The sequence below is a fragment of the Nocardia sp. TBRC8007 genome (genome assembly GCF_056629435.1).
The window spans coordinates 58,249-84,119 of record NZ_JBWSOR010000001.1 but is presented as its reverse complement, the minus strand read 5'-3'; the positions used below and the strand labels follow the sequence as shown (position 1 = coordinate 84,119).

Genomic DNA, 25,871 nt, shown 5'->3' with positions numbered 1-25,871 from the left:
GTTCTGGGTGGCTGAAGGCGTGTGCGTCGATACCGTGGCCACGATCGCCTGATCGGCGATAACTGACGCGTCAATCGCTCCCCTGTTCTGCCTCAGTTGAGTACGGTGGAGACGAAGCGGGAGCCGCTTCATCACACCAGAATCCGGAGCGAAGGGAAGCATCATACCTGGCATCACACCCAGGTTCGGCGGACCGGGGTGCGAGTGCGCACGAAGCCCTGACTGAGAGGGGGTTTCGGCAAGGGTCGCAGATCGGAAAAGGAGCCTGCCGTTAGGCCCCGGACGCCTAGGGGCAAGCGGAAGGCGTTCGAGCCGAAAGGGATTTCGAATTCGCGACCAGCCACTCTCGAAAGTGGTTGGTTTACGGATCTGTCCGATACCCCGTAGTCCGTGCGGACGTGTTTTCCGTGGAGCGGGTGACGGGAATCGAACCCGCACCATCAGCTTGGAAGGCTGAGGTTCTACCATTGAACTACACCCGCGAGCAAACGACACCGATGGGATCGCCACGATGCCGCATGCGACCCGACTCTACCGAACTAGGCACCCGAAATGCCAATCAGCTGGTGAGCAGCATGCTCTTGTCGGTACGCGGACAAAACAAGCCGGGCAGCATCGCACCGAGTGGCAGCCGAGAGCAAGCATTACGCCTAGCTTCCGGCGCGCGACCCACGCACATCGGAGCCGCGCGACCCACGCACATCGGAGTAAGGCGCACCCACCGGGCACGCCATGGCATTGCGGTGAACAAGATTCGGGTGTATCACCGAATCGGCGGGACCAACACAGACCCGACGCACTGTTCAAGAGTCATCGATAACCGTTGTCATACGCCACTTTTGGATGTCGAGTGGCTTGCTAGGATCCTTTGTGCCGGACGGGGGGATCGGGAAAGGGGGCGGTGAACATGCACCGAACCAAGCGGACACGACCACGTGGCAGTGGGAATGAACCGGGTGATGCCAGCACCTGTGTCAGCACAGGACATCTGGGTACCGACGGCATCTACGCCGGGTGAGTCCGATGCCGACCGACATCGAGCCCCCGGTCGCGCGCATGGCTCGCGCATGGGCCCGCGCGGTCTGCGCCGAGCCCGGTTCAGGCGTGGCGCCTCAGCAGCTGGAACCGGCGCTACTCGAGATCGTCGAACGTCTGCTCGTACTCGCTCGATCCGAGCCGTTCCCGGTGCCCGAAGCACGGATGCTCGGAGCCAGGCTCGCCGAAACACCATTCGACCGGATCCGGATGCTGGCACAGGCCACGCGGTGGCTCCTCGGTTTTCCATCCGGCGCGCCCGGTTCACTTGTGGCCACACGGTGGCCGTTCATCGCAGGCCACGCCATCGACAGTTACGCCCAAGCGCTACAGGAACGAGCACTGGCACAGCAGGAACAGAACCTGTCGGCCAAGGTGTCGCTGCGAGTGCAGGAAATCGCCGCGCTGCAGCATCGATTACGCCACGAGGCCACCCACGACGCGCTCACCGACCTGGCCAACCGAACACTGCTACAGGACAAGGCACGGCTGATGGCCACCGATCCGGTCCGCGGCGTCGGACTGCTGCTGATCGATCTGGACCGGTTCAAGCAGATCAACGATGGATACGGACATGCGATCGGCGACGAAGTGCTGGTCGAGCTGGCGGTGAGGCTGCGCGAAGCTTGCCCACCCGGCACGGTGATCTGCCGATACGGCGGTGACGAGTTCGTGCTCGCGATCAACGCACACCGCAATACACTCGGTGAACTCGCTCACCGGATCGTGGCCGCGTTACGTGACCCGGTCTGGTCTTCGGCGGGTCCGGTTCCGATATCGGCCAGTGTCGGCACCGCCCATAACCCGCCAGGTCGCCCATTCGATTTCACCGGCCTGCTCCGCCGCGCCGACCATGCGATGTACTCCGCGAAGACGGCAGGCGGGCACCGATTCGCCGTCGCGAACGAACCCGATATCGACACCGCCGTCGCGGGCTGACCGACATCGCCATACAGGGGTGGTGGGTCGGTTCAGCCCGGTTGGCAGGTGGGACACCAGAAGAGGTTTCGGGCCCGCATGACCTGATGGGCAATCGGTGTACCGCACAGCCTGCACGGAGCGCCCTGTCGACGATAGACATAGGTGCGCGGGCGATCGGGCGCATAAGCGGGCTCACCGTGATCGTGTTCAGGCCGCACCACAACCATCTTTCCGACGCGCACCCCTATGCGCATCAACGCGACGAGATCGGTCCACATCGCCGCCCATTCGGTGGCCGACAACGCGGCGCCGGGACGATACGGTGAAACCTGATGACGAAACAACAGCTCCGCACGGTAGACGTTGCCGATTCCGGCGACCACCTGTTGGTCCAGCAGAAGCGCGCCGATCGGCCTACGGGAACGATGTATGCGTCGCCAGGCCAGATCCGGATCGGCGTCGGGGCGCAGCGGATCCGGACCGAGTCGCCCGGTGAGTGCGGCGACCTCTGGTACGAGCAGGACCTCACATACCGTCGGGCCACGCAGATCGGTGCCGAAACCGGGCTGCGGACCCGGCTCCCCGATCATGCGCATGCGGACCTGCCCCACCGGTTCCCGCATCGGTAACTCGGATTGGGCGAACGTACCGTACAGTCCCAGATGCACATGCACAACCAGACCCGAATCGTAGTGGTGCAGTAGATGTTTGCCCCACGCTTCGGCCTTGATCAGCACTCGGCCGTTCACCCGGGCCGCCCCTATGGCGAATGTGCCTTGTGGGCTGGATACCCGAACCACACCGCCTGCGAGGCGACGCTGATGCAACCGTGCGAGACGGTGCAGCGTATGTCCTTCCGGCACAATCGGCTACTGCCGCAGGGTACTTCAGTACGCGGGGATCGCGGGCGCGACGCCCGTCCTCTCGTACTCGGCCAGCACATCGATGCGCCGCTGGTGTCGTTCCTCGCCTGACCACGAAGCGGCCAGGAACGCGTCCACGATGGCCAGCGCCTCCTCGGTGGAGTGCATCCGACCGCCGATACCGATCAATTGCGCGTTGTTGTGCTCCCTGGCAAGCTTCGCGGTCTCGACACTCCAGGCCAGTGCACAACGAGCACCGGGCACTTTGTTCGCCGCGATCTGCTCACCGTTGCCACTGCCGCCGAACACCAGGCCCGAACTGCCGGGGTCTGCGACGGTACGGCGGGCCGCCTCGATACAGAAAGCGGGGTAGTCGTCGAGTGCGTCGTATTCGAGCGCGCCACAGTCGACGACCTCGTGACCCGCCTGCTCCAGATGAGCTTTGACATGATTCTTCAATTCGAAACCGGCGTGATCGGCACCCAGGTATACGCGCATGGAAGGCATTGTGTCAGGCCACCATGATGTGCCGGGCAACCGGGCAGTCACACACCACGGTCCACCAACGTATCTCCAACTGTGTGCCCCGTCACTGGGCAGTGGTGCTGCCATAAGCCCCGGCCTGCCTCGGCACCTGAATAGAGTTCACATCATGCAGCCGCACGAATCCCAACCGCACGACGCGTCGGGCCGACCGGTCGAACCATCCGCCCGGCAAGGTGGGTGGGGCACTCCCGCCGCACCTTATGAACAGCCACATCTCTCGGGCGCGTATCCGGTAACTTCCTCGAGCACCTCTGCGATGTCGTACAGTTCCTACCCCGGTGCGCCTGTCCCACCTTCGACGCCGCGACAGCAGCCGCGTGGCCTGTCTCCGTTCGGCCTACCAGCCCGGCACAGCTGGGAAATCCCGCTGCTCGTTCTGGTGATCGTACTGACCGTGTTCTCCTACCCATACGCATTGTGGCTGCTCGCGCTGGGCTCCTCCAACTTGTACGTCATCATGTTCGCGGCCGCCCCGTTGCTGTTGTGGGCAGGCCGCGGCATCAACTTCGCCACTCAGCGGGTGAACGGCGTGAAGATGTCACCGACCCAGTTCCCCGAGGGCTATCAGATGGTGGTGGAGGCAGCCGCCCGATTCGGGATGAAGACCGTGCCGGACGCGTACGTCGTGCTCGGCAACGGCCAGATCAACGCATTCGCCAGCGGACACGGCTTCCGACGTTTCGTGGTGGTCTACAGCGATCTGTTCGAGATCGGCGGCGCCGCACGCGAACCCGACGCTCTGGCGTTCATCATCGGCCATGAGGTCGGCCATATCGCGGCCGGGCATACCTCGTACTGGCGGCAACTGGGTATGTTCCTCGTTCCGTTCCTGCCGATTATCGGCAACAGCCTGATCCGCGCGCAGGAGTACACCGCCGACAACCACGGTTACTGCAACCGGCATACCGGCGCACCCGCCGCGATGGGCACCCTGGCCGCGGGCAAGTACATGAACAGACTGGTCGGCTTCGATGAAATGGCCGACCGGGCGGCATTCGAGAAGGGATTCTTCGTCTGGATGGTGAATGCCTTGTCCAGCCACCCGGTACTCACTTGGCGGATGTGGGCGCTGCGTGACCGCAGCAGACATGGCAGGCTGTTCCTGCGTCCGGACCCGCCCGCGGGTATGCCACCGCAGGGCGGCTACCCGAGTTCCTACGGCCAGGCACCAGGATTACCACCGAAATCTGTGGTGTGACCAAGGCCGAGTGCCATACCGCGGCATTCGCTTGCCTGCACTCAGTCGAACACCGGCTCCTCGGTTCTGGTTCGCTTCAGCTCGAAGAAGTGCGGGTAGGCCGCCAATGCCACGGCGCCATCCCAGAGCTTGCCCGCTTCCTCCCCGCGAGGAATGCGAGATAGCACCGGGCCGAAGAAGGCGGTCCCATTGATATGGATGGTCGGGGTGCCGACGTCCGATCCCACCTTGTCCATGCCCGCGTGGTGGCTCTTGCGCAATGCCTCGTCGTAGTCGGTGCTGGCCGCGGCCGCGGCCAGCTCGGCGGGCAAGCCGACCTCGGCCAGCGAATCGGAGATCACCGCAGCGAGCGATTCCGTGGTGTTCGTCTGTTCGTACTCGGCACGACGGTTGTGTATGCGAGTGCCCATCGCCGCGTACAGCGGCGCCAGCACCTCGTCGCCATGCTGCCGCGCCGCGGCGATCGCGACACGAACCGGGCCCCAGCCCGCGGCGAGCAGCTCCTGATATTCCGGAGAAAGATCCCTACCCTCGTTGAGCACCGCGAGACTCATCACATGGAACCGGACTTCGACATCCCGGACCTGCTCGACTTCGAGGATCCAGCGCGAAGTGATCCAACACCAAGGGCAAAGCGGGTCGAACCAGAAATCGACGACATCCTTTTCGGCTGCTTTGTCAGGCACAGATGGCTTCCTCTCGATCGCACGGCCGCGGACGGCGCACCGCACCGCCTCCTCGAGCAACTACCGCAGCACGCGATTCGTTCCCGCCCGGCGGGTCGAATTCCCGAGCCGCTCGCGACGCTGCCAGTAGGGTTGGTCAGTAGGAACATGGTTCCCTTCGACGAAGGAGTCCGTGATGAGTTCTGCTCAGCGTTTTATCATCGTCGGTGGTGGGCTGGCCGCAGCCAAAATCGCAGAAGCGCTGCGTACCATGGATTTCTCCGGATATGTGACGCTGCTCAGCGCCGAAGAACATCTGCCCTACGAGCTTCCCCCTTTATCGAAGGACCATCTCGCCGGGAAGAAGTCGCTCACCGAGTTCACCGTCGCTCCCGCACAGTGGTATCGCGATCATCACGTCGAGGTCCGCCTCGGTACCACGGTCGTCGGAGTCGACGCCGCGGCGAAGACGATCACTCTGCCCGACGGTTCCACGCTGCCCTACGACAAACTCGCCCTCGCCACTGGCTCGACACCTCGTACACTGCCCGTTCCCGGCGCGGAGGCGCCCAACGTGTACACATTGCGCACCATCGAGGACTCCGACACATTGCATGAGCTGTTCGGTCATTTGAGCAGACTCGTCATCATCGGAGCCGGCTGGATCGGCCTCGAGGTCGCCGCTGCGGCCCGCGCGGCCGGGGTCGATGTGACTGTCGTCGAATGCGCGGAACTACCGCTGCAGCGGGTACTCGGCCCCGAAATGGGCGCGGTCTTCGCCGACCTGCACCGAGCCAACGGAGTGAATTTCCGGTTCGGCACGCAGGTAGATGCGATCACCTTCGAAGAAGGCGCCGTTACGATCGCCAATGGCGTCCGGCTCGCCGACGGCAGCACCATCGAGGCCGACGCGATATTAGTCGCGGTCGGCGCACGCCCGAATGTGGAGTTGGCCATCGGCGCCGGGCTCGCGGTGGACAATGGCGTACTCGTCGACGAGCGCCTGGCCACAAGCGATCCAGATATCGTCGCGGCAGGTGATATCGCCGCGCAGTGGCATCCACTTCTCCGCAGGCGAATCCGGGTAGAGCATTGGGCGAACGCGCTCAACCAGCCAACCGTCGCGGCCGCGACCATGCTCGGCAAGGACGCCGTGTACGACCGGCTCCCCTACTTCTTCACCGACCAATACGACCTCGGCATGGAGTACACCGGATACGCCACCGCGAGCGACACTGCCAAGGTCGTCGTCCGCGGCGACACGGCGGCGCGCGAGTTCGTGGCGTTCTGGCTCGATACGAACAACCGGGTGCTCGCCGGCATGAACGTGAACGTATGGGACGTGACCGGCCGGATCAAAGAACTGATCCGCACGGCGGAACCGGTGGACCCGGAACGGCTCGCCGACACCACATCACAATTGTGATGCACATCACTTCTTTGCTCTGTCGAAACCACGCCCCGGCTCCGACCTCAGCAGGGACACCACAACAGTGCACCACGCTGCCACTGACCAGAGCAAAGGAGACGAACCATGAAGTACATGCTGCTGAAGACCTATGGGCCCACATCATTCTGCGACGTACCGATCACCGCGTGGTCACCGGAAGAGATCCGGGCTCACATCGACTTCCAGCACGCACTCGGTGCGCAGCTGGCCGAGTCTGGCGAGCTAGTGGACGCGCAGGGGCTGGCCGGGCCGAGCGAAGCACGGGTGGTCAGCTCGGACGGCCGATCGGCGCCGGTGATCACCGACGGACCTTTTCCGGAAACCAAGGAGTTTCTGGCCGGATACTGGATGGTTGACGTCGACAGCCCAGAGCGGGCCTACGCGATCGCCGCACAAGCATCGGCCGCACCTGGCCCCGGTGGTGAACCGATCGGTGAGTACATCGAGGTCCGCGCGGTGACGGACGCCCCAGAACACTGAGCGATCGGTACGTGGGGCCAGGCGGTATACCAGCACCGGCGAGCTCCGAGGACTTGCTACGCATGTTGGCGCCGCAGGTCCTCGGAGCGCTCATGCGCCGGTTCGGCGATTTCGATACCACAGAAGGTGCCCTGCAGGAAGCCCTGTTGACGGCCGCGACGCAGTGGCAGACGCAAGGCCTGCCAGACAATCCGCGAGCCTGGCTGATCCAGGTCGCACAACGGCGCATGGTCGATATAGTGCGTGGAAGCGGCCCGACGGCACCGCGAGGTCACTATGGCCGACCGCGACGTGACCGATACCGTCCCGATCGATCACGACGACACGCTCACCCTGCTGTTCTTGTGCTGCCACCCGACACTGCCGCCTGCCGCCGCCATCGCGCTCACGCTACGTGCGGTGGGCGGGCTCGATACCACACAGATCGCACATGCCTTCCTTCTTCCGGAAACATCTGTAGCGCAACGAATCACGCGGGCAAAGAAAAAGCTTTCCACCTTAGCCCACCCCTGCGTGCGACCGGATGACCGACAGTGGCGCGAGCGACTCGGCGCTGTCCTACGCGTTCTGTATCTGATCTTCACCGAAGGTCATACCGCCAGTGCGGGACCTACTCTGCAGCGCACAGATCTGTCCAACGAAGCGAACCGGCTCACCAGGGCAGTACACCGGCTGCTACCCGAAGACCCCGAGATCACCGGTTTACTCGCGCTGATATTGATCGCCGTTGCCCGCCGCGCGGCACGCACCGGCGAGTACGGCGAGTTGGTCCCGCTGGCCGACCAGGACCGCACACTGTGGAATCGCGCACTGATCACCGAAGGGACCACGCTGATCACCGGCACATTGGCCGCGGGTTTGCGCGGGCCCTATCAGATCCAGGCGGCCATCGCGGTGCTACATGCCCAGGCCATCCGCGCCGCGCGTTTGCGCCACGGCGGACCAAGGTAGGACTCGATCAGCAGCAGGCGACCTCGGCGTAGGAGACCGCTCCTTGCCCGCCGTGCTGAGCCGCTGCCCGAGTTTCTGTGCCCCCACCGACCAGCCCTGAACGCGGCGAAGCGATCCGATGCGCACATCCCGCAAACATAAAGAACTGTGTCACAGATCGGTCACCCGGCGAGATTCCCGTACACAAGCTATTTCATTCGCCCGCGATCACGGCTGGCCGGTGACGAACGCCTGTACGGCGGCAAGGAACTCCGGACCGCCCATGATGTACCCGCCAACAGTTCCACCGATCAACGCGCCAATGGGGATGCTGACCCCCCATATCAGGAAAAGACTCGCCCCGAGGATGCCGCCCACGATGGCGCCACCGACGACGCCGGGTAGGTTCTTGTTGATCTGCTCCGCGAGCCGGTCGTAGGAGTTGACGTCCATCAGCGGCGCGATATCTTCTGCCGTCGAGGTCGGTGTCAGAATCAGGGTGCGGCCATCCGCGCCGATCTGCTGCGCAATCGCAATCGAACGCCCGCCGACTGCGTACTGTCGCGGCACTTCGGCCACCACCGTTCCGTCACCGGACTCGAGCACCACCGCACCGTTCCACGCGATCTCGAACTCGCCGTTCTCGACGGTAGCGACAACGACCCTGTCGACCGGCGAAACGGTGATCTGGTAATTGATTCCACGATCCACACCCCGAGCCGTGCTCCCCGCAGTCGACTGCTTCGTTATGGCTTGCTCGGCACGGGCGGTTGCCGCAGTGATACCCAGGACCGAGACGGCCATGAAAACAGCAGCAGTGATCTTCTCGAACTTCATTCTTCGAATCCCTCCACTGAGCTGCCCCTGATGGGCGGACCGAGTCCGACTTTAGGCGGCGTCGAATTCAATGGTGGGTCGCCGACACGGCCTTTGTTGTCGCGCCACTATTTACGCCTCAACCCAAGTCCGACTGGTGATGAGCTGGTACGCCTCGACATACTTCTGACGAGTGGCCGCGACGATGTCAGCGGGGATCTCCGGCCCCGGTGGCTGTTTGTCCCAACCGGTCGAGATAGCCCAGTCTCGGACGAACTGCTTGTCGAACGAACGCTGCGCCCGACCGGGCTCCCATTCATCGGCGGGCCAAAAACGCGAGGAATCCGAGGTGAGTACTTCGTCACCAAGAGTGAGAATGTCACCGTCCCAGCCGAATTCGACTTTGGTGTCGGCGACGATAACACCGCGCTCAGCGGCATGCGCCGCACCACGGGTGTAGATGTGCAGAGTCAGCTCACGCAGCTGCTCAGCAACCGCACGCCCTTCCTGATTCACCACATCGGCGAACGTGATCAGTTCGTCATGTCCTGCGGCGGCCTTGGTGGACGGCGTGAAGATCGGCTCGGGCAGCTGGTCACCCTCACGCAGCCCTGGCGGGAGCGCCACACCGGATATCGAGCCCGTCCGGCGGTATTCCACCAGACCCGATCCGGTCAGATAGCCGCGAGCGATGCACTCGACCCGCAGCATCTTCAGTGGTTTGACCCGGACACCACGGCCGATGAACTCGGCGGGCACGTCGGCTGTGGAGATCACATGGTTGGGCACCTCGGGGAAGTAGTCGAACCACCAGCTCGACAGCTGCGTCAGCAACGCGCCCTTGTCCGGAATCGGGGTCGGCAGCACCACGTCGTACACCGATACCCGGTCGGAGGCGACCAGCAACAGCGTGTCGCCGTCCTCATACAGGTCACGCACCTTCCCGGCATGCATATGCTTCAACGTCGAGCCTCCGAATCCATGGGGGTGAGCCTGCACTGCACCAGGCACAATACCGCCGCCGTCCGGCCCGACCGCCATGCCGCCCAACTGCCACCGTCCCCCACACCGACCACGACAGAGCCCGTGGGCAAACCTCCGCGCGGTCTGCTGCGGCGAAGTGGCATTGTGGGGTGACGCCCGTGCCAGTTCTTCGACCACGAAGGAGCCTTATGTCCGCACCCAATCTCACTCGTGACCAGGCGATCGAACGAGCCTCGACACTCTCTGCCGAGAACTACCGCATCGAACTGGATCTGACCGACGGGGCAGGCAATCCGGGTGCGCAGACTTTCTTTTCCCGCAGCACCGTGACCTTTACCGCGACGCCAGGGACGAGCACGTTTATCGATATCGTGGCTCGCGGCGTCCGCTCCGCAGTGCTCAACGGAGTCGCGTTGGATGTCTCCGGCTACAACGAATCGACCGGAATCACGCTCCCCGAGCTGGCCGAGCGCAATGAGCTGGTAGTGGAAGCCGATTGCGAGTACTCGCACACCGGCGAGGGCCTGCACCGGTTCGAAGATCCCGCCGATGAGTCCGTATACCTGTACTCGCAGTTCGAGACCGCCGATGCCAAGCGGATGTTCGCCTGCTTCGACCAACCCGACCTGAAAGCCACCTTCGACCTCACCGTCACCGCGCCTACCGACTGGCGAGTCGTCTCCAACAGCGCGGTCATGGAGACGCTCGCACCGAATCCGGGCAAGCATGTCTTCCACACCACTCCGAAGATGAGCACCTACCTGGTCGCCCTCATCGCAGGCCCGTACGCGCAATGGACCGACATCTACACCGACGAGCACGGCAGCATCCCACTGGGTATCTATTGCCGCTCCTCACTGGCCGAGTACATGGACGCCGAGCGGCTGTTCACCGAAACCAAGCAGGGTTTCGGCTTCTACCACCGGAATTTCGGCATCCCGTACGCATTCGGCAAGTACGATCAGCTGTTCGTACCGGAGTTCAACGCGGGCGCGATGGAAAACGCTGGTGCGGTGACCTTCCTGGAGGACTACGTCTTCCGCTCCAAGGTGACCCGCGCGTCCTATGAACGCCGCGCCGAAACCGTGCTGCACGAGATGGCGCATATGTGGTTCGGCGATTTGGTCACCATGAAGTGGTGGGACGATCTGTGGTTGAACGAGTCGTTCGCCACCTTCGCCTCGGTACTGTGCCAATCCGAGGCCACCGAATACGCCAACGCCTGGACCACGTTCGCGAACGTGGAGAAATCCTGGGCCTACCGGCAAGACCAGCTGCCCTCCACTCATCCGATCGCCGCGGACATTCCCGATCTCGCCGCCGTCGAGGTGAACTTCGACGGCATTACCTATGCCAAAGGTGCCAGTGTCCTGAAACAACTGGTCGCCTACGTGGGACTGGCGCCGTTTCTGGCGGGACTGCGCGCGTACTTCACCGAACATGCCTACGGCAACGCCACCTTCGGCGATCTGCTGGCGGCGCTGGAGCAGGCGTCCGGACGCGATCTGTCCACCTGGGGTGCGCAGTGGCTCAAGACCACCGGTCTGAACATTCTGCGCCCGGACTTCGAGGTAGATGCCGAGGGCCGGTTCAGTTCGTTCGCCGTCATCCAAGAAGGCGCCAAGCCGGGTGCGGGCGAGCGGCGCATACACCGCCTCGCCATCGGCGTCTATGACGATCAGGACGGGAAACTGGTGCGCACCGAGCGCGTCGAACTCGATCTGGCTGCCACTGAGCGTACTGACGTACCCGCCTTGGTCGGTGTGCCCCGCGGCAGATTCGTGCTGATCAACGACGACGACCTCACCTATTGCTCGGTGCGGATGGACGCCGATTCGCTCGATGTGCTGGTCAACCGTATCGCCGATATAGCGGAGCCGCTGCCCCGCACCCTGGCCTGGTCGGCGGCCTGGGAAATGACCCGCCAAGCTGAGTTCCGCGCCCGCGACTTCATCGCGCTGGTCGCGCGCGGTGTCGGCGCCGAGAGCGAAATCGGTGTGGTGCAGCGTCTTCTTATGCAGGCCAACGCCGCGCTGAGCAGCTATGCTGACCCGGAATGGGCAGAGATCACCGGCTGGCCGGATTACACGAACCGGCTACTGGAACTGGCCCGCGAAGCCGAGCCGGGCTCGGATCATCAGCTGGCCTTCGTCAACGCGCTGACCGGCGCGAAACTGTCCGCCTGGCACACCGAGGTGCTGCGCGAGTTGCTCGACGGCGCCCCGGAGAAAGTTGGGCTGGCCGGTCTGGTGATCGACACCGACCTGCGTTGGCGGATCGTGTCGGCACTCGCGGCAGCGGGCGAGATCGATGCCGACGGACTGGACACTCCGTTCATCGATCAGGAGCTGGTCAATGACCCCACGGCAGCAGGCAAACGCCAGGCTGCCGCCGCTGCGGCGACACGACCGATCGCCGAGGTGAAGGAGCAGGCGTGGACAACGGTGATGGGCGACGATTCGGTACCCAATATCACTGCCCGCTCAATTGTCGGTGGCTTCGCGCCACCCGGTCAGGGTGAGCTGCTCGCACCCTATGTGGAGCGGTACTTCGCAGAGATTCCCGGTGTCTGGGAACGCCGCTCCAGTGAGGTCGCTCAGACCGTAGTGATCGGCCTCTATCCTCATTGGGCGATCAGTGAGGATGCGGTGGCTGTCGCCGACAAGTTCCTCGCAGGCGACCGACCGCCCGCATTACGCCGACTGGTCAGTGAAGGCAAGGCAGGCATCGAACGCTCCCTGCGTGCCCGGGCGTTCGACTCCCGGTCATAAGCGAGACCGGCGCGTCCGTCCTCCGAAAGAGGATAGACGCGCCGGTTCGACGACACGGCGAGGCCGCGAACACGCGGCAACACACTCCCCGCAAAGAGCTACCGTCCGATCGCTGCGGCCATCACCCGGACCGCGGAGACCAGTCCATCGATCAGCTGCCCCTGTCGGAATGAGCTCAGTGCGGCGGTGACGCCGAGTTGGCAGACGCGATCGTTCGCACGGTCGGCGATATCCCGGCCCGCACGCACCTCGATCGCCTTCTGGTTGGGCGAAACGGCTATGAGCACCGAATGTGCCGCCTCAGGCGTGCCAGGGAAGAGCTCGTCCGCACCCGAAGCCGGGTTCTCTCCCAGATCACCGATGTAGATATTGAAACGCACCTTGGTCGCCCGCGTCGCCTCGGTGAGCGCATTGTCCATCGCGAGCCGCTCGTCATCGTTGAACGGTGCTTCCTTGAACACATCGCCCGCCTCGTGCACACCGGAGACGCGCCCGCTGCTCGTGAGCGCATATCCGTGCGGCAACTCGGCCTCGACCACCGCAGGCCACTTAGAACTTGCCACTTGCCCGTCCTCCGATCAGCTCCACCGCAGTGGAATCGATTGCCGCAGGCTGCCCGTGCGACGGCCCTGCACCGTGATGACCCGAGCTGGTCACCTCGTCGGTGGCACTCCACAGCACCGGCGACTGAGTCCACTTCTGCCCAAGAGCGAAGTGGACCGGCTTCTCACCAGGCAGTGGCTTACCGAGAAACGACAATCCGGCGATCGCGCAGTAGATCACCAGCGGGATGCCAGCGAAGATCAGCACTGTCTCGAGAATGCTCACGGGTCAACGGTAGACGATCGTCTGTAGTAGTTTTGCGCCCGGTCGAATCGGGAGCCTGTCCGCGTCGACCGCAGCTACCAATGAGCTGGGTTTTCTTGCTGGTCAGACCAACCACGCCGCTGCGTTCGGCGGTAACTCTCTGCCCTGCGTCGGCGCGCTGACCAACAGCACGTCTCCTGGCGGTAGCTGGATGGGTGCGTCCGAGGCATTGAGTACGCAGACCAGCCCGCCAGGGCGTCGAAAAAGAAGGCAGTCGGGCGGGCCTTCGCACCACTCGATACGCTCACCCGCGAATTCCGGGCGTAGCGCGCGCAGCTCCAGCGCCATGCGGTACAGCGAAAGGGTCGAGCCGGCTTCCTCCAACTGCGTCTCGGCAGTCAATGCCGACCACTCGGAGGGAATCGGCAACCAGGGCGTTGCCGTGGTGAACCCGAACGGCGGCGCGCCACCCTGCCACGGCAGCGGCACCCGGCAACCGTCACGCCCGCGCTGGGTGTGGCCGGAACGCTCCCACATAGGGTCCTGTAGCACCTCGTCGGGCAGATCATCCACATTCGGCAGTCCCAGCTCGGCACCGTTGTAGATGAATACCGTGCCTGGCAGCGCGAGTTCGAGCAGAATCATCGCCCTGGCCCGCGCGATACCGACCGCACCGCCGCCATAACGGGTAACCTCGCGCTCGATGTCATGGTTGGACAATGTCCAGGTAGGCACAGCGAAGACCGGAATCACTGCAGCGAGCGAGTTGTCGATCGCCGCGCGCACTGCCTCAGCGCCGAAAACGGCTTCGGCGAGACGGAAGTTGAAAGCCAGGTGCAGTTCATCGGGGCGTACGTACTCGCCGAAGCGAGTGTTGTCGTGCACCCACACTTCTCCAATGGTCACTGCGTCCGGGTACTCCGCGACCACCTTACGGATCCGACGGTGGATCTCGTGCACAGCGGGATTGTTGAACCTCGGGTCGCTGTCATCGTGGGCGAGCAGCGCCGAGATGGCCGGCTCCGTCATATCCGGCAAGCCATCCGGCTTGGCCATACCATGGGCGACGTCGAGCCGGAATCCATCGACGCCACGGTCCAGCCAAAACCGCATGGTCTGCTCGAAATCGGCGACCACCTCGGGGTTGGTCCAGTTCAGATCGGGTTGCTCGGGGGCGAAGAGGTGCAAGTACCACTGGCCGGGCCTGCCATCGGGCTCGGTGATCCTGGTCCAGGCGGGTCCGCCGAAAACACTCGGCCAGTTATTCGGTGGCTGAGCGCCGTCGGGTCCGCGACCGTCACGGAAGATATACCGATCGCGCTCCGGGCTGTTCGGGGTCGCCCGCAGTGCCGCGCGGAACCATGGGTGCTGGGCACTGGTGTGGTTGGGCACCAGATCCATCGTGACCCTGATCTGCCGGGCATGTGCTTCGGTAATCAGTGCATCCATCGCGGGAAGGCCACCGAAGAGCTGATCGATGTCGCGCGGATCGGCGACATCGTAGCCGCCGTCTGCCATCGGGGAACGCGTGACCGGGCAGATCCACAAAGCATCGACACCGAGTAGTTCGAGATAACCGAGTTTGTCCCGGAGACCCCCGAGGTCACCGATCCCGTCACCATCCGAATCCGCGAAGGATCTCGGATAGACCTGGTAGAACACGGCCGACCGCCACCAAGGCCGAGGGCTAGCCGCCGAGGACTCCACCTCAGACGCGTCAGTCACATCCGCCACATCCACATCCGCCACATCCACATCCGCCACATCCACATCCGCCACATCCACCTCCGTCATATCCGCCATTCAGAAAGGGGCGTTCATCAACGATTTCGCCGCCATTTCCAGGTAATCGAGCAACGCTTTGCGGTGCTCGTCATCGAGGACCTCCGGCGCTATCTCGGCGACCGCGATGCGCATGCATCGCAACCACGCGTCACGCTCGATCGGTCCGATGGTGAACGGCATATGACGCATACGCAGGCGCGGATGACCCCGCTCATCGGAGTAGGTCCGCGGACCACCCCAGTACTGCTCGAGGAACATCCGTAAGCGGCGCTCGGCGGGGCCGAGATCTTCCTCTGGATAGAGCGGACGCAACACTTCGTCGGCCGCCACCTCGCGATAGAACGTCGCGACGATCCGCTGGAACGTCTCCGCCCCACCGACCGCCTCGTAGAACGACGTAGCTGTCTGCTCACCCGAAGTCATAGACCTTCTCGGCCCCTCTCGATTCGCCGAATGCGCCGCTGTCCATTGTGCCCGTGCTCATATGTGCGCCGCCGCCCCACTACCTCTGCGCTGCCACTCGACGTCCGGAAACAGCGCAGCTAGATGGTTCTTCGACCACAGTTAACCGGACATTGTTGAAAATCACCGTGCAATGCCCGACATTCCATGGTCAACTGGGTGGCAGTCTCTGCTCCGCAGATACCACATGATCCTGCCAATCATGAAATCGAGGTCGAGATGAAGCAGCGACACACCGCCCGGTCACAGGAGGCGCGAGGGCATCGACAACTCCAGCCCGCCGACGTCCACAATCGTGGGTCGGGGGCTACTCCGCTGCATCTATTGTCCGAACATCATCCGGGTGGGCATCGTGGCCGTCACGAACACGGTCCACGCCCCGCGGCATCGCCCGCCGAGGGCATGAACTTACTCAAAGCCAGAGTGCTGCTGCTGAACGCCACCTACGAGCCGCTCACCGCCTTGTCCGCACGCCGTGCGATCGTCCTGCTCGTCTGCGATAAGGCCGATACCGTTCATCAGAACACCGAGGGCCCCATCGTGCGCTCCGCCGAAACCTCGGTAGCCATTCCTTCGGTAATCCGCCTGCGCAGCTATGTCCACGTGCCGTACCGCGCCCGTGTGCCTATGACCCGCGCCGCCCTCATGCACCGGGACCGCTATCGCTGCGGCTACTGCGGCAGCAAAGCCGAGACCATCGATCACGTCATCCCACGCAGTCGGGGCGGGGAACATTCCTGGGAGAACTGCGTCGCCAGCTGTGCACCGTGCAACCATCGTAAGGCCGACAAACTACTCAGTGAGCTGGGCTGGACACTGCGCTCTCCGCTGGTCTCGCCGAAGGGTCCGCACTGGCGTCTATTGTCCGCCACCACGGAACTCGACCCGGCATGGTTGCAATACCTCGGTGAAGGCGCGGCCTGACTGCTCAGGCGTACGCGATCACCAACGTGGTCCAGGCCGGCGTCGAGTTCGCTAAACCCGCGGACGCATGTGCTCGAGGCCTCTCCTGACCAGCGGGAGCCGCTATCCTCAGCCACAATCTCGGCGAGATGTGCGCTCATTGTGGTAGCAGCGGGATCGCACCGGTACGGCGACGAGCGATCGAACCGTAGCGGGCGTCCAGTCGCAGCCATGTTCGCGTAGCGCGGACCCGCACGATTTCGGCAGGCGCGATATGACGCGGATCTATCTTCTGCCCGGAATGCGGGATGAAGTCCATGGCGGTGAGCGCGAAAATCGCCCGTAACGGCACCGACACCTGGATGTCCGCACCGGTCACGGTCAGCACAGTTTGATCGAGCAGTGCGGCGGGCGGGCCGTGGCCGCCGGCGTGTTCCTTTGCCAGCCGCGTACCTTGGTCGGCGAGCTCGACCAAGGTACGCGCGGGCACATCGTCGACATGAGCGAAGCCGTCCGTCGGCGGCAACGCTCCCTGCCAGGCAGAGTCCATCGAATATCCGAGGTCGATCTGACTACCATCGACCAGCCCGGCCAACACCAGCTCAGCACCGACAGTCACATCGTCGAAACCTAGCTCGGCGACTACAGTACGCACGGCCAGCGCTTCGAAGCCGGTCATCACCCAGCCGGAGACGTATTGCTCGCCCCGGCGGTGCAGACGCACCACCGCCGCTGGGTCCAGTCGAATGGCTCGGGCCAGAAAAGCCGCGAAATTCTCCCGCTCGGCCGGATCTGGCACATGCAGTACTCGTTGCCGCGCTATCATCACTGGCCCGAACCTCGAGGATCGCTCACTCCATCCACTTGGACAAGTATGCACGCTCGTCATCGGTGAGCCGACGCAGCCGCTGCTCCATCAAGTCGAACGCAGCCAACTGTGTGGACGCGGTCACCGCAGGCGGCGAGCCGAACTCAGCGCCTGCCCCGCGCACCTCGAAACCTATGGTGAAGTCGATCGCACGCAGCTGCTCGACCCACATGGCTACATCCAGTGGCGTGTCCTCATGACGCAGTTGGCCGCTGTAACGGACTCGGAGTTCGGTGAGCATACAGCCCAGGCGCAATGCAGTGGTCGGGCGACCTTCTCCGAGTAACCACAAGTTCCGGGCCTCCTCCAGCAGCGCCACCATCCGAGCGTGATTGACGTGCTGGAACGCATCTATATCCGACCACCTGATGCTTACCTTGGTATGGAAGCGCTTGGGCAGCGCTGTGTCGCCCTGCTCCTTCTCGGGCCTTTCCGCCGAACTCGTCATCGTGGCACCTCCGATTGAGCCCCCACTCCGCTGACCATGCTTCGCACTTGCCGAGCCGCCACAGACAGCGTAGCGAGATCGTGGGTTCCGGACTCGAACAATTCCGATAAGGCCGCCCTGGCTCGACCGAGGCGGGACTGATTCTTCGACTCCCAGTATGCGATCTTCTCGTCCGCCGTCTCCTCGGGGTCGCCGCCGGAAAGCACGTCGAGAGTGAGCGAACGCAGCGACCCGTACATATCGTCGCGCACCGCCAGCCGCGCCAGTGAATGCCAACGGTCACCTCGTTCGAGATGACCGACCGCCTGCAGTAGCCAATCGATCTTGAGGTGGTCATTGAGCGCGTAATACAGTACGCCGACCTCCGCACCGTCCCGGTCTGTGATATCGGCGATGTCTACGACGTCCAGCAGCGAGAACAGTGGCAGCAAACCGAAGACCTCAGTGGTCAGATCGGTCGGTGCGCCCCGAGCGATCAGCTCAGCGGACTGGTCGGTGAGGGTGGACACGTGGTGCCCACGCAACCACCCCGGCACCTTCGGGGCGAGTTCGCGCACACCATCGCGGTATCGGTTGATTTCCGCGCCGACCGCGATCGGCTGCGGCCGATTACTCAGCAGCCATCGAGACGCCCGATCCAGTGTCCGTTTGGTCTCCAACTCGAGCAGATCCCGCACCACAGTGGGCGCATCGACCGCCCGGATTCGTCCCCACATCTCTGGCAGATCGAAAATCGCACTGGCCGCGGCAAAGGCTCGCACGGCATCGGTGGTGGTAGCGCCGATTTCTTCCCGCAACCGGTGCGCGTAGGTGATACCACCGTGGTCCACCATCTCATTGACGATCATGGTGGTGACGATCTCCCTGCGCAGCCGGTGTCGCTTGACCGCCGTGCCGAAGCGGTCACGCAACGGTGTCGGGAAGTAGCTCGGCAGCCGCGCGGCGAAGTACTGACTGTCGGGCAGGTCGGAATCGAGCAGATCGGCCTTGAGTGACAGCTTCACATGCGCCATCAGATTGGCCAGCTCCGGTGATGCCAGCCCCGTCTCCTCTTCCAACCTACGCGTCATCTCCTGGTCAGAGGGCAACGCCTCCAGGTCGCGGTTCAACCCACGGCGCTGTTCCAGATCTTCGATGAGCCGCATCTGCACATTGAGCATGAGCGGTGCCTCGGTACGCGAGATACCCATGAGGAAGTTCTGCGAGATATTGTCTTGCAGGACCATCTGCGCGACCTCGTCGGTCATCGAGGCCAGCAACGGGTTACGCTCGGCAACCACGAGCTCACCACTGGAAACCACCGCATCCAGCAAGATCTTGATATTCACCTCGTGATCGGAACAATCCACGCCCGCAGAATTGTCCAGCGCATCGGTATTCATCCGGCCACCATGGCGACAGAACTCGACCCGTCCCAGCGGCGTAACCCCCAGATTTCCTCCCTCACCGATCACCCCGACCCGCAACTGATTCGCGTCCACCCGCACCGAGTCATTGGACTTGTCCCCCACCGAGGCGTTGCTCTCGGCGCTCGCCTTGATGTACGTGCCGATACCACCGTTCCACAACAAATCCACTGGGGCGAGCAGGATCGCGCGCACCAGTTCCGGCGGCGACAGCGACTCGACATCACTTGCCAGCCCGAGCGCCACCCTGACCTGCCGACTGATCGGCACCGCCTTCACAGTACGGTCGTAGACCCCGCCTCCGGCACTGAGTAACGACCGGTCGTAATCAGCCCACGACGACCGTGGCAACGCGAACATCCGCTGCCGCTCCCGAAACGACCGCGCCGCATCAGGGTCCGGGTCCAGAAAGATATGCCGATGATCGAACGCCGCCACTAAACGAATATGCTCGGACAACAACATACCATTACCGAACACATCACCACTCATATCACCCACGCCGACTACCGTAAAATCCTGCGTCTGCGTATCCACATCCCGCTCGCGAAAATGACGCCGCACACTCTCCCACGCCCCCCTCGCCGTAATCCCCATCGCCTTGTGGTCGTATCCTACCGAGCCACCCGAAGCAAACGCATCCCCCAACCAGAACCCATAACCGGCAGCCACCTCATTGGCAATGTCCGAGAATGTCGCCGTACCCTTGTCTGCGGCAACCACCAAATATGGATCATCATCATCCCGCCGCACCACACGAGCCGGCGGCAACACCGCCCCGCTCACCCGATCCACATTATCTGTCACATCCAACAACCCCGAAATAAACGTCCTATAACACGTCACGCCCTCCGCACCCAGCTCCTGCCGATCCGCTACCGCATCCCCCGTAGCCAGCGGTGGCTGCTTCACTACGAACCCCCCTTTCGCCCCTACCGGCACAATCACCGCATTCTTTACTGCCTGTGCCTTAACCAATCCCAAGATCTCCGTCCGGAAATCCTCCAAACGATCCGACCAACGCAACCCACCACGCGCCACCGCCCCGAACCGCAGATGCACACCCTCCACCCGCGGCGAATACACAAAAATCTCGAATAATGGACGCGGCCGCGGCAACTCCACAACCTTCCGAGGATTCAACTTCACCGAGATATGCGCACGCGCCGCTCCCGCCCCATCCAACACATAATAATTGGTGCGCAATGTCGCCTCGATCAAACCGAGAAACGCACGCAGAATACGGTCGGAATCCAGACTGACGACCTCATCGATCCGTCCGCGCACCTGGCTCTCCGCATCGGTGGCGCGTTCAGGGGAGCAGGCATCGGGATCGAAAAGCGCCGCGAACAGGTCGAGGAACAATCGCGTGATATCCGGATAGGTGAGCAGCACACGGCAGATATTGGCTTGACTGTACGGAAAACCGGCCTGCTGCAGGTATTTCGCGTAGGTACGCAGAATCGAGACCGCGCGCCACGGCAGCAGAGCGCGCAGTACGAGCTCGTTGAGACCGTCCGCCTCGGCGCGGCCGTACCACATCGCTTCGAACGCTTCCATGAATCGTTCACGTAACCCGGACAACCGGGTCTCCGGCATCACGGTATGCGGAGAGGGCTCCAGCAACTCCGCATCCAGATCCTGGTCGAGTGAATTGCGCAGCAATTCAGGACGAACCAGCAGACCGAAATCATAGATCCACCGCTCGCCGCCACCTGCCGTCGCTTCCAGCTCGATCCGGTAGGGACGTTCGTCCACCACTTCGACGCCGAGGCTTTGCAGGATCGGGAGAACCTGACTCAGCGAGATACCGCCTCCGCCGATGTAAAGGGTGAATCGCCACGATCCCGGCTCCGAATCCGCTTTGCGGTAGAGGTATTGGTCGATGCCACCGTCACACAGCTGCTGCAACCGCATGATGTCCGCGAGTGCGCGAGAAGCGGAGAAATCCTGCTTGTAGCCCTCCGGGAAGGCATGCGCATACCGCTGGACCAGGGCTGGGTCGAGTACAGCCGACGCGTTCGCCTCATCGTTCAGGTAGTCTTCCCAAGTGCGGCTCGCCGCGGCGAGCAGGTTCTGTAGGCGCAGCCGGTTGGGCTCAGAGGTCAGCGATGGTGGAGTGCGACGCACAATACCGGTCTCGGCTTCCGGCATATGTACTGTGAAATACACACGAGCCAAATCGCTTTCGCCTACTCGCGCGGAGTAATCGATAGAGACGCCCCCCAGTTCGCGAACCAGTATCTCCTGCATTTCCAGCCGCACCCGAGTGGTGTAGCGATCACGCGGCAGGTAGACCAGACACGCAATGTAGCGGCCATAGATGTCCGCACGCATGAACAGACGCACCTGACGGCGCAAACTCACATTGAGCACAGCGGCAGCGGTCCGGCACAGCGCCTCGGCATCGGAAGAGAACAGCTCGGTGCGCGGAAAGGACTGGATGACCTCTAGCATCGCCTGCCCGGAGAACGAACCCAGGTCGAATCCGCCCTCCTCGATCGCAGCGCGCACCCGACGTTCGATCACCGGGATATCCAAAACGTTCTCGTGTACCGCCGTGACAGTGAAGGTACCGATGAACAGATGCACGCCGATGATCGTCCCGGCCGTGTCGAAGTCTGCGATCTCGACGAAGTAGGGATACACCGAGCGGTGCACGGTGGCGGGAACCAAGCCCTGGGTCAGGGTGAGCAGCGGCCGGTCACCACTATGGATCGGTACGTGGAAGTCGGTGCCGACATCCGGACGCAGGACACCGAGACAGGTGTCGGGCAGTTCGGTGGGCGCCTCTTCGCCGCGGCCGACGCTCAGCCGGTAGCGGGCGTAACCGAGGAGAGTGAAGTTTCCGCGGGCCAGCCAGCGCAGCAGGTTCGCGGTGTCGATCAGATCTGCCGCGGGGAACCGTACTACTCCGGATCGTGCGGCCGCTTCCAGATCGTCTGCTACCGCGCGCTGTGTCGCCCGGATGGCCTCGGTGTCATCGACCACTTGGCGCACGTCGGCGACCACATCCGGCATGGCGACCTCGATCTCGGCCAATAACGCAGGGCTGGTCGAGGGATGCAACTGCACATGCATCCAGGACTCGCGCAATCCCGCCGTGCCGGTGCCGTCCACCTCGTGCGCGGCAGCGCGCATCAGCCGCCCCTGAGTGTCCCGTTCGACCTCGAAGATCGGGTGGATGATCTCACTGACACTGACACCGATACGGCTGAGCAACGCGCTGACCGACTCGACCAACAGTGGCATATCGTCGGTGACGATCTGTACCGCGGCGCCGATCCCGGATCCGTCGTCCGGGTGATACACCCGCACCAACGCGTGGCCTGGGATACGGGTGGCAGCCAACTCCATATGCAAGCGGAAGACCTGAGTGATGCCGGTGATCGCGCAGTCCACATCGCCCGCGTCGACGTGGCGGAAATACACTTCCTCGAGCATCGCGAGTTCGCCGCGCAAAGCCTGCGGCACACTCGCGACCCATGCCGCGCTGGACAAATCGGGCGAGACGGTCATTTTTCGCCAACTCCCTAGGATATCGGTTCCGTAACAAAATGACGCTGGTTCGACAGTAACTCCGTGCCGAAGATACGTGGGCCGATTCCCTTCCGATACCCGAGTATTCACTATGCCCTCGGCATCCGCCGACCGAGCCGGGAGCGAACGAATAGCTTCGATGCAGTACCGGATCGGACCTGCGGAATGTCAGGTGAGTGTCAAGGGCCATATCCGCGGCGACAATGTCACCGCAGCGGGCCTCGGGGCAGCTCGGCCGCTGTGTCGATAGCTATAGCGCCGTTGCGCCAACAGCCACAGTCATGGACAGCTCGATCTGCGTCTGCGCACTCACGCCTCCACCCTAGCGAGCCATATGGGTAAGTGTCACTGCTGTTCTTAGTTGTCGACGACAGTTCGCGGCACGGTGACCCGAATCGGCACCGACGAGAATTCCCGGACTCGACCCCGCCCTCGGATGTCGCCGAATGCCGTATTCGTCAATATTCCTGTGCATATAGGCACCGTATGCCTCGCGAGCAAGTGGGAGTCGCACGCAACGCAATTGTTGTAGCAACACCATGTCTGGCACCAGGCCTCTGGTCCATGAACAATTCGAACAATTCTGCCCGGCACCCTTTGGAAGAGGACGCAGCGTGAAACTTCATCGCGCAGCGGGCGCATGTCCGCTGCGGTGGTCGTTCCGGTGGGCGGGGCCAGTGTTCATCCACCCACCGGAACGGGAAGTCAGCCGCGAGTCAACTTGCGGTGCGTAACCCGGTGCGGACGAGCCGCTTCCGGGCCGAGACGCTCGACCTTGTTGGCTTCGTACGCCTCGAAATTGCCTTCGAACCAGAACCACTTGGCCTCATTGTCCGAATCACCCTCCCACGCGAGGATGTGGGTGCAGGTGCGGTCGAGGAACCAACGATCGTGCGAGATGACGACGGCGCAGCCGGGGAACTTCTCCAGAGCGTTCTCCAGCGAACCGAGGGTCTCCACATCGAGATCGTTGGTCGGCTCGTCGAGCAGGATCAGGTTACCGCCCTGTTTGAGGGTCAACGCCAGGTTCAGACGGTTGCGCTCACCACCGGAGAGCACGCCTGCGGGTTTCTGCTGATCTGGACCTTTGAAACCGAATGCGCTCACATAAGCGCGCGACGGCATTTCCTGCTGACCGACCTCTATGTAATCCAAGCCGTCGGAGACCACCTGCCATACCGTCTTCTTCGGGTCGATGCCCGCACGGTTCTGGTCGACATAGCTCAGACTGACCGTCTCGCCGATCTTCACCTCGCCGCTGTCGGGCTGCTCGAGCCCGACAATGGTCTTGAACAGCGTGGTCTTGCCGACCCCGTTCGGCCCGATGACGCCGACAATGCCGTTGCGCGGCAAGGTGAACGACAGGTCCTTGATCAGCTGGCGGTCGCCGAAGCCTTTGTCCAGGTTCCTGGCTTCCACCACCACGTTGCCGAGGCGCGGGCCCGCAGGAATCTGGATCTCCTCGAAATCCAACTTCCGCATCTTCTCGGCTTCGGTCGCCATCTCCTCGTACCGACCGAGCCTGGCCTTGTTCTTGGCCTGCCTGGCCTTGGCGCCAGAGCGCACCCAGGCGAGCTCCTCCTTGAGCCTCTTCTGCAGCTTCTGATCCTTTTTGCCCTGTACCTCCAGGCGCTCAGCCTTCTTCTCCAGGTACGTGGAGTAGTTGCCCTCGTAGGGATAGGCACGACCGCGATCCAGCTCGAGAATCCACTGCGCGACGTTATCCAGGAAGTACCGGTCGTGGGTGACCGCAAGCACAGCGCCCTGATATTGCGCCAGGTGCTGCTCGAGCCAGTTCACGCTCTCGGCATCCAGATGGTTGGTCGGCTCGTCGAGCAGAAGCAAGTCGGGCTTGCTCAACAGCAGCTTGCACAGCGCGACCCGGCGGCGCTCACCACCGGAGAGCTTGGTGACCGGCTCGTCCGGCGGTGGGCACCGCAACGCGTCCATCGCCTGTTCGAGCTGGGAATCGAGATCCCAGGCATCGGCATGGTCCAACTCCTCCTGCAACTTGCCCATCTCCTCCATGAGCTCATCGGAGTAATCGGTCGCCATCAGCTCGGCGACCTCATTGAAGCGATCAAGCTTCACTTTGATCTCACCAAGACCCTCTTCGACGTTGCCTCGGACGGTCTTTCCCTCATTGAGCGGGGGTTCTTGTTGCAGGATGCCGACCGTGGCACCAGCAGCCAAGAACGCATCACCGTTGTTCGGCTGGTCCAGTCCGGCCATGATTCTCAGCACGCTGGATTTACCCGCGCCGTTCGGGCCGACGACGCCGATCTTGGCGCCAGGAAGGAAGTTCAAGGTGACATCGTCGAGCACGACTTTGTCGCCGTGCGCCTTGCGAACCTTCTTCATCTGATAAATGAACTCAGCCATAAGTGTGCAGCCTATCGGTGCGGGAAAGGGGAGGACGAAGCAGCGCTACCACTCCTCGCCAGGAGGAAAACCGATCGTGTGATCAGGTTCCGACCGGCTCGGGTACGCCGCCGCAACCCGGTATCGAGCCGGTGGCTACGCCCGCCGCACCTGACGAATCGTCGGTAGGTGCCCGATCTGCGGCACTCGGGCCCTCTGTAGTGTTCCTTGGCACCGCAGCGGACCAGCGCGTCACCTGCGCGGCGCAGCGGGACAAATCCGGACCGACCGTGATCGCGCGCATTTCCAGATCTCGGCGCTCCACGCCGTCCTTGCTCCGGTACTCGTGCGAGCGCAGCCGACCATAAGCGATAACCGGGTCACCACGGTGCAAAGACGCGTCGACACCCGCCACCAACCTGCGCCAACAACTGATGGTGAGATACAGGGTGCCATTGTCCACCCATTGCCCCGACGTGTGATCCAGTCTGCGGGAATTGCTTGCCAACCGGAACGTGATCACCTGCTCGCCATTGGCCAGGTCGCGCTTGACCGGATGGGTGGCAATCGTTCCTATCACCGTCGCATTCGCCTCGTACATGATGACGCCCCTTCACAGTTGGAGTTCAGGC

The 25,871-nt window shown here is 63.1% G+C and carries 21 protein-coding genes, 1 tRNA gene and 1 pseudogene; 8 read left to right on the top strand and 15 right to left on the bottom strand.

Annotated features, from left to right (window positions below; genetic code table 11):
- Positions 1-408 precede the first annotated feature (408 nt).
- Positions 409-482 (bottom strand) — tRNA-Gly (locus ACX4ZE_RS00350).
- A 541-nt stretch (positions 483-1,023) separates the two neighbouring features.
- Here ACX4ZE_RS00350 and ACX4ZE_RS00345 point away from each other — a divergent pair.
- Positions 1,024-1,974 (top strand): GGDEF domain-containing protein, encoded by a 951-nt coding sequence (locus tag ACX4ZE_RS00345; RefSeq protein ID WP_480271212.1) that lies wholly within the window; start codon positions 1,024-1,026, stop codon positions 1,972-1,974.
- A gap of 32 nt (positions 1,975-2,006) precedes the next feature.
- On the opposite strand, the gene ACX4ZE_RS00340 is transcribed toward ACX4ZE_RS00345, so the two are convergent.
- Together ACX4ZE_RS00340 and ACX4ZE_RS00335 are read right to left on the bottom strand one after the other, a co-directional pair.
- Entirely contained in the window at positions 2,007-2,819 is an 813-nt protein-coding gene (locus tag ACX4ZE_RS00340) for an Fpg/Nei family DNA glycosylase (protein ID WP_480271211.1), read from the bottom strand.
- Positions 2,820-2,843: 24 nt separating this feature from the next.
- Complete coding sequence (locus ACX4ZE_RS00335; RefSeq protein ID WP_480271210.1) at positions 2,844-3,317, bottom strand: ribose-5-phosphate isomerase; 474 nt, start codon at positions 3,315-3,317, stop codon at positions 2,844-2,846.
- 304 nt (positions 3,318-3,621) lie between these two features.
- Here ACX4ZE_RS00335 and ACX4ZE_RS00330 point away from each other — a divergent pair, with 304 nt between their 5' ends.
- Positions 3,622-4,563 (top strand): M48 family metallopeptidase, encoded by a 942-nt coding sequence (locus ACX4ZE_RS00330; protein WP_480271209.1) that lies wholly within the window; start codon positions 3,622-3,624, stop codon positions 4,561-4,563.
- Between the two features lie 41 nt (positions 4,564-4,604).
- On the opposite strand, the gene ACX4ZE_RS00325 is transcribed toward ACX4ZE_RS00330, so the two are convergent.
- On the bottom strand, positions 4,605-5,249 hold the full coding sequence (locus ACX4ZE_RS00325) for a mycothiol-dependent nitroreductase Rv2466c family protein (protein ID WP_480271208.1): 645 nt from the start codon (positions 5,247-5,249) through the stop codon (positions 4,605-4,607).
- Between the two features lie 175 nt (positions 5,250-5,424).
- Here ACX4ZE_RS00325 and ACX4ZE_RS00320 point away from each other — a divergent pair, with 175 nt between their 5' ends.
- From ACX4ZE_RS00320 to ACX4ZE_RS00305, 4 genes and pseudogenes are all read left to right on the top strand, one after another.
- Positions 5,425-6,654: an NAD(P)/FAD-dependent oxidoreductase gene (locus ACX4ZE_RS00320; RefSeq protein WP_480271207.1), complete on the top strand. Its 1,230-nt coding sequence runs from the start codon at positions 5,425-5,427 to the stop codon at positions 6,652-6,654.
- Between the two features lie 108 nt (positions 6,655-6,762).
- Positions 6,763-7,158 (top strand): YciI family protein, encoded by a 396-nt coding sequence (locus ACX4ZE_RS00315; protein WP_480271206.1) that lies wholly within the window; start codon positions 6,763-6,765, stop codon positions 7,156-7,158.
- A gap of 62 nt (positions 7,159-7,220) precedes the next feature.
- Positions 7,221-7,346, top strand: a pseudogene (locus tag ACX4ZE_RS00310) (RNA polymerase sigma factor); the annotation flags it as partial.
- 88 nt (positions 7,347-7,434) lie between these two features.
- Complete coding sequence (locus ACX4ZE_RS00305; protein ID WP_480271205.1) at positions 7,435-8,109, top strand: RNA polymerase sigma factor; 675 nt, start codon at positions 7,435-7,437, stop codon at positions 8,107-8,109.
- A gap of 207 nt (positions 8,110-8,316) precedes the next feature.
- Here the strand turns inward: ACX4ZE_RS00305 and ACX4ZE_RS00300 are convergent, their stop codons facing one another.
- On the bottom strand, positions 8,317-8,925 hold the full coding sequence (locus ACX4ZE_RS00300) for a DUF8020 domain-containing protein (RefSeq protein WP_480271204.1): 609 nt from the start codon (positions 8,923-8,925) through the stop codon (positions 8,317-8,319).
- 111 nt (positions 8,926-9,036) lie between these two features.
- The gene (locus tag ACX4ZE_RS00295; RefSeq protein ID WP_480271622.1) at positions 9,037-9,858 is read right to left on the bottom strand and encodes a phosphoribosylaminoimidazolesuccinocarboxamide synthase; all 822 of its coding nucleotides are present in this window, start codon (positions 9,856-9,858) and stop codon (positions 9,037-9,039) included.
- 218 nt (positions 9,859-10,076) lie between these two features.
- Between ACX4ZE_RS00295 and pepN the strand changes: the two genes are divergently transcribed.
- Positions 10,077-12,659: an aminopeptidase N gene (gene pepN, locus ACX4ZE_RS00290; protein ID WP_480271203.1), complete on the top strand. Its 2,583-nt coding sequence runs from the start codon at positions 10,077-10,079 to the stop codon at positions 12,657-12,659.
- A 98-nt stretch (positions 12,660-12,757) separates the two neighbouring features.
- Here pepN and ACX4ZE_RS00285 read toward each other — a convergent pair whose 3' ends face one another.
- The 4 genes from ACX4ZE_RS00285 to ACX4ZE_RS00270 all read right to left on the bottom strand — a co-directional run bounded on the left by ACX4ZE_RS00285 (position 12,758) and on the right by ACX4ZE_RS00270 (position 15,674).
- Entirely contained in the window at positions 12,758-13,222 is a 465-nt protein-coding gene (locus ACX4ZE_RS00285) for a DUF5130 domain-containing protein (protein ID WP_480271202.1), read from the bottom strand.
- Positions 13,209-13,487 (bottom strand): aa3-type cytochrome oxidase subunit CtaJ, encoded by a 279-nt coding sequence (ctaJ, locus tag ACX4ZE_RS00280; protein WP_480271201.1) that lies wholly within the window; start codon positions 13,485-13,487, stop codon positions 13,209-13,211. Before ctaJ ends, ACX4ZE_RS00285 begins: the two co-directional genes overlap by 14 nt.
- 102 nt (positions 13,488-13,589) lie before the next feature.
- Positions 13,590-15,269, bottom strand: a complete 1,680-nt coding sequence (locus ACX4ZE_RS00275; RefSeq protein ID WP_480271200.1) for a glycoside hydrolase family 13 protein — start codon at positions 15,267-15,269, stop codon at positions 13,590-13,592.
- Positions 15,270-15,674, bottom strand: a complete 405-nt coding sequence (locus tag ACX4ZE_RS00270) for a globin (RefSeq protein WP_480271199.1) — start codon at positions 15,672-15,674, stop codon at positions 15,270-15,272.
- 441 nt (positions 15,675-16,115) lie between these two features.
- On the opposite strand from ACX4ZE_RS00270, the gene ACX4ZE_RS00265 reads away from it, so the two are divergent.
- Positions 16,116-16,637 (top strand): HNH endonuclease, encoded by a 522-nt coding sequence (locus ACX4ZE_RS00265; RefSeq protein WP_480271621.1) that lies wholly within the window; start codon positions 16,116-16,118, stop codon positions 16,635-16,637.
- Between the two features lie 136 nt (positions 16,638-16,773).
- Here the strand turns inward: ACX4ZE_RS00265 and ACX4ZE_RS00260 are convergent, their stop codons facing one another.
- From ACX4ZE_RS00260 to ACX4ZE_RS00240, 5 genes are all read right to left on the bottom strand, one after another.
- On the bottom strand, positions 16,774-17,442 hold the full coding sequence (locus ACX4ZE_RS00260; protein WP_480271620.1) for a DUF8185 domain-containing protein: 669 nt from the start codon (positions 17,440-17,442) through the stop codon (positions 16,774-16,776).
- Positions 17,443-17,467: 25 nt separating this feature from the next.
- Positions 17,468-17,932: an acyl-CoA thioesterase gene (locus ACX4ZE_RS00255; RefSeq protein WP_480271198.1), complete on the bottom strand. Its 465-nt coding sequence runs from the start codon at positions 17,930-17,932 to the stop codon at positions 17,468-17,470.
- On the bottom strand, positions 17,929-22,857 hold the full coding sequence (locus ACX4ZE_RS00250) for an NAD-glutamate dehydrogenase (RefSeq protein ID WP_480271197.1): 4,929 nt from the start codon (positions 22,855-22,857) through the stop codon (positions 17,929-17,931). The genes ACX4ZE_RS00255 and ACX4ZE_RS00250 overlap by 4 nt, the downstream gene beginning before the upstream one ends.
- A 726-nt stretch (positions 22,858-23,583) precedes the next feature.
- Entirely contained in the window at positions 23,584-25,260 is a 1,677-nt protein-coding gene (gene ettA, locus ACX4ZE_RS00245; RefSeq protein ID WP_480271196.1) for an energy-dependent translational throttle protein EttA, read from the bottom strand.
- Positions 25,261-25,342: 82 nt separating this feature from the next.
- Positions 25,343-25,840 carry a single-stranded DNA-binding protein gene (locus ACX4ZE_RS00240; RefSeq protein ID WP_480271195.1) on the bottom strand — a complete coding sequence of 166 codons (498 nt, stop codon included), beginning with the start codon at positions 25,838-25,840 and terminating at the stop codon, positions 25,343-25,345.
- Between the last annotated feature and the right edge of the window lie 31 nt (positions 25,841-25,871).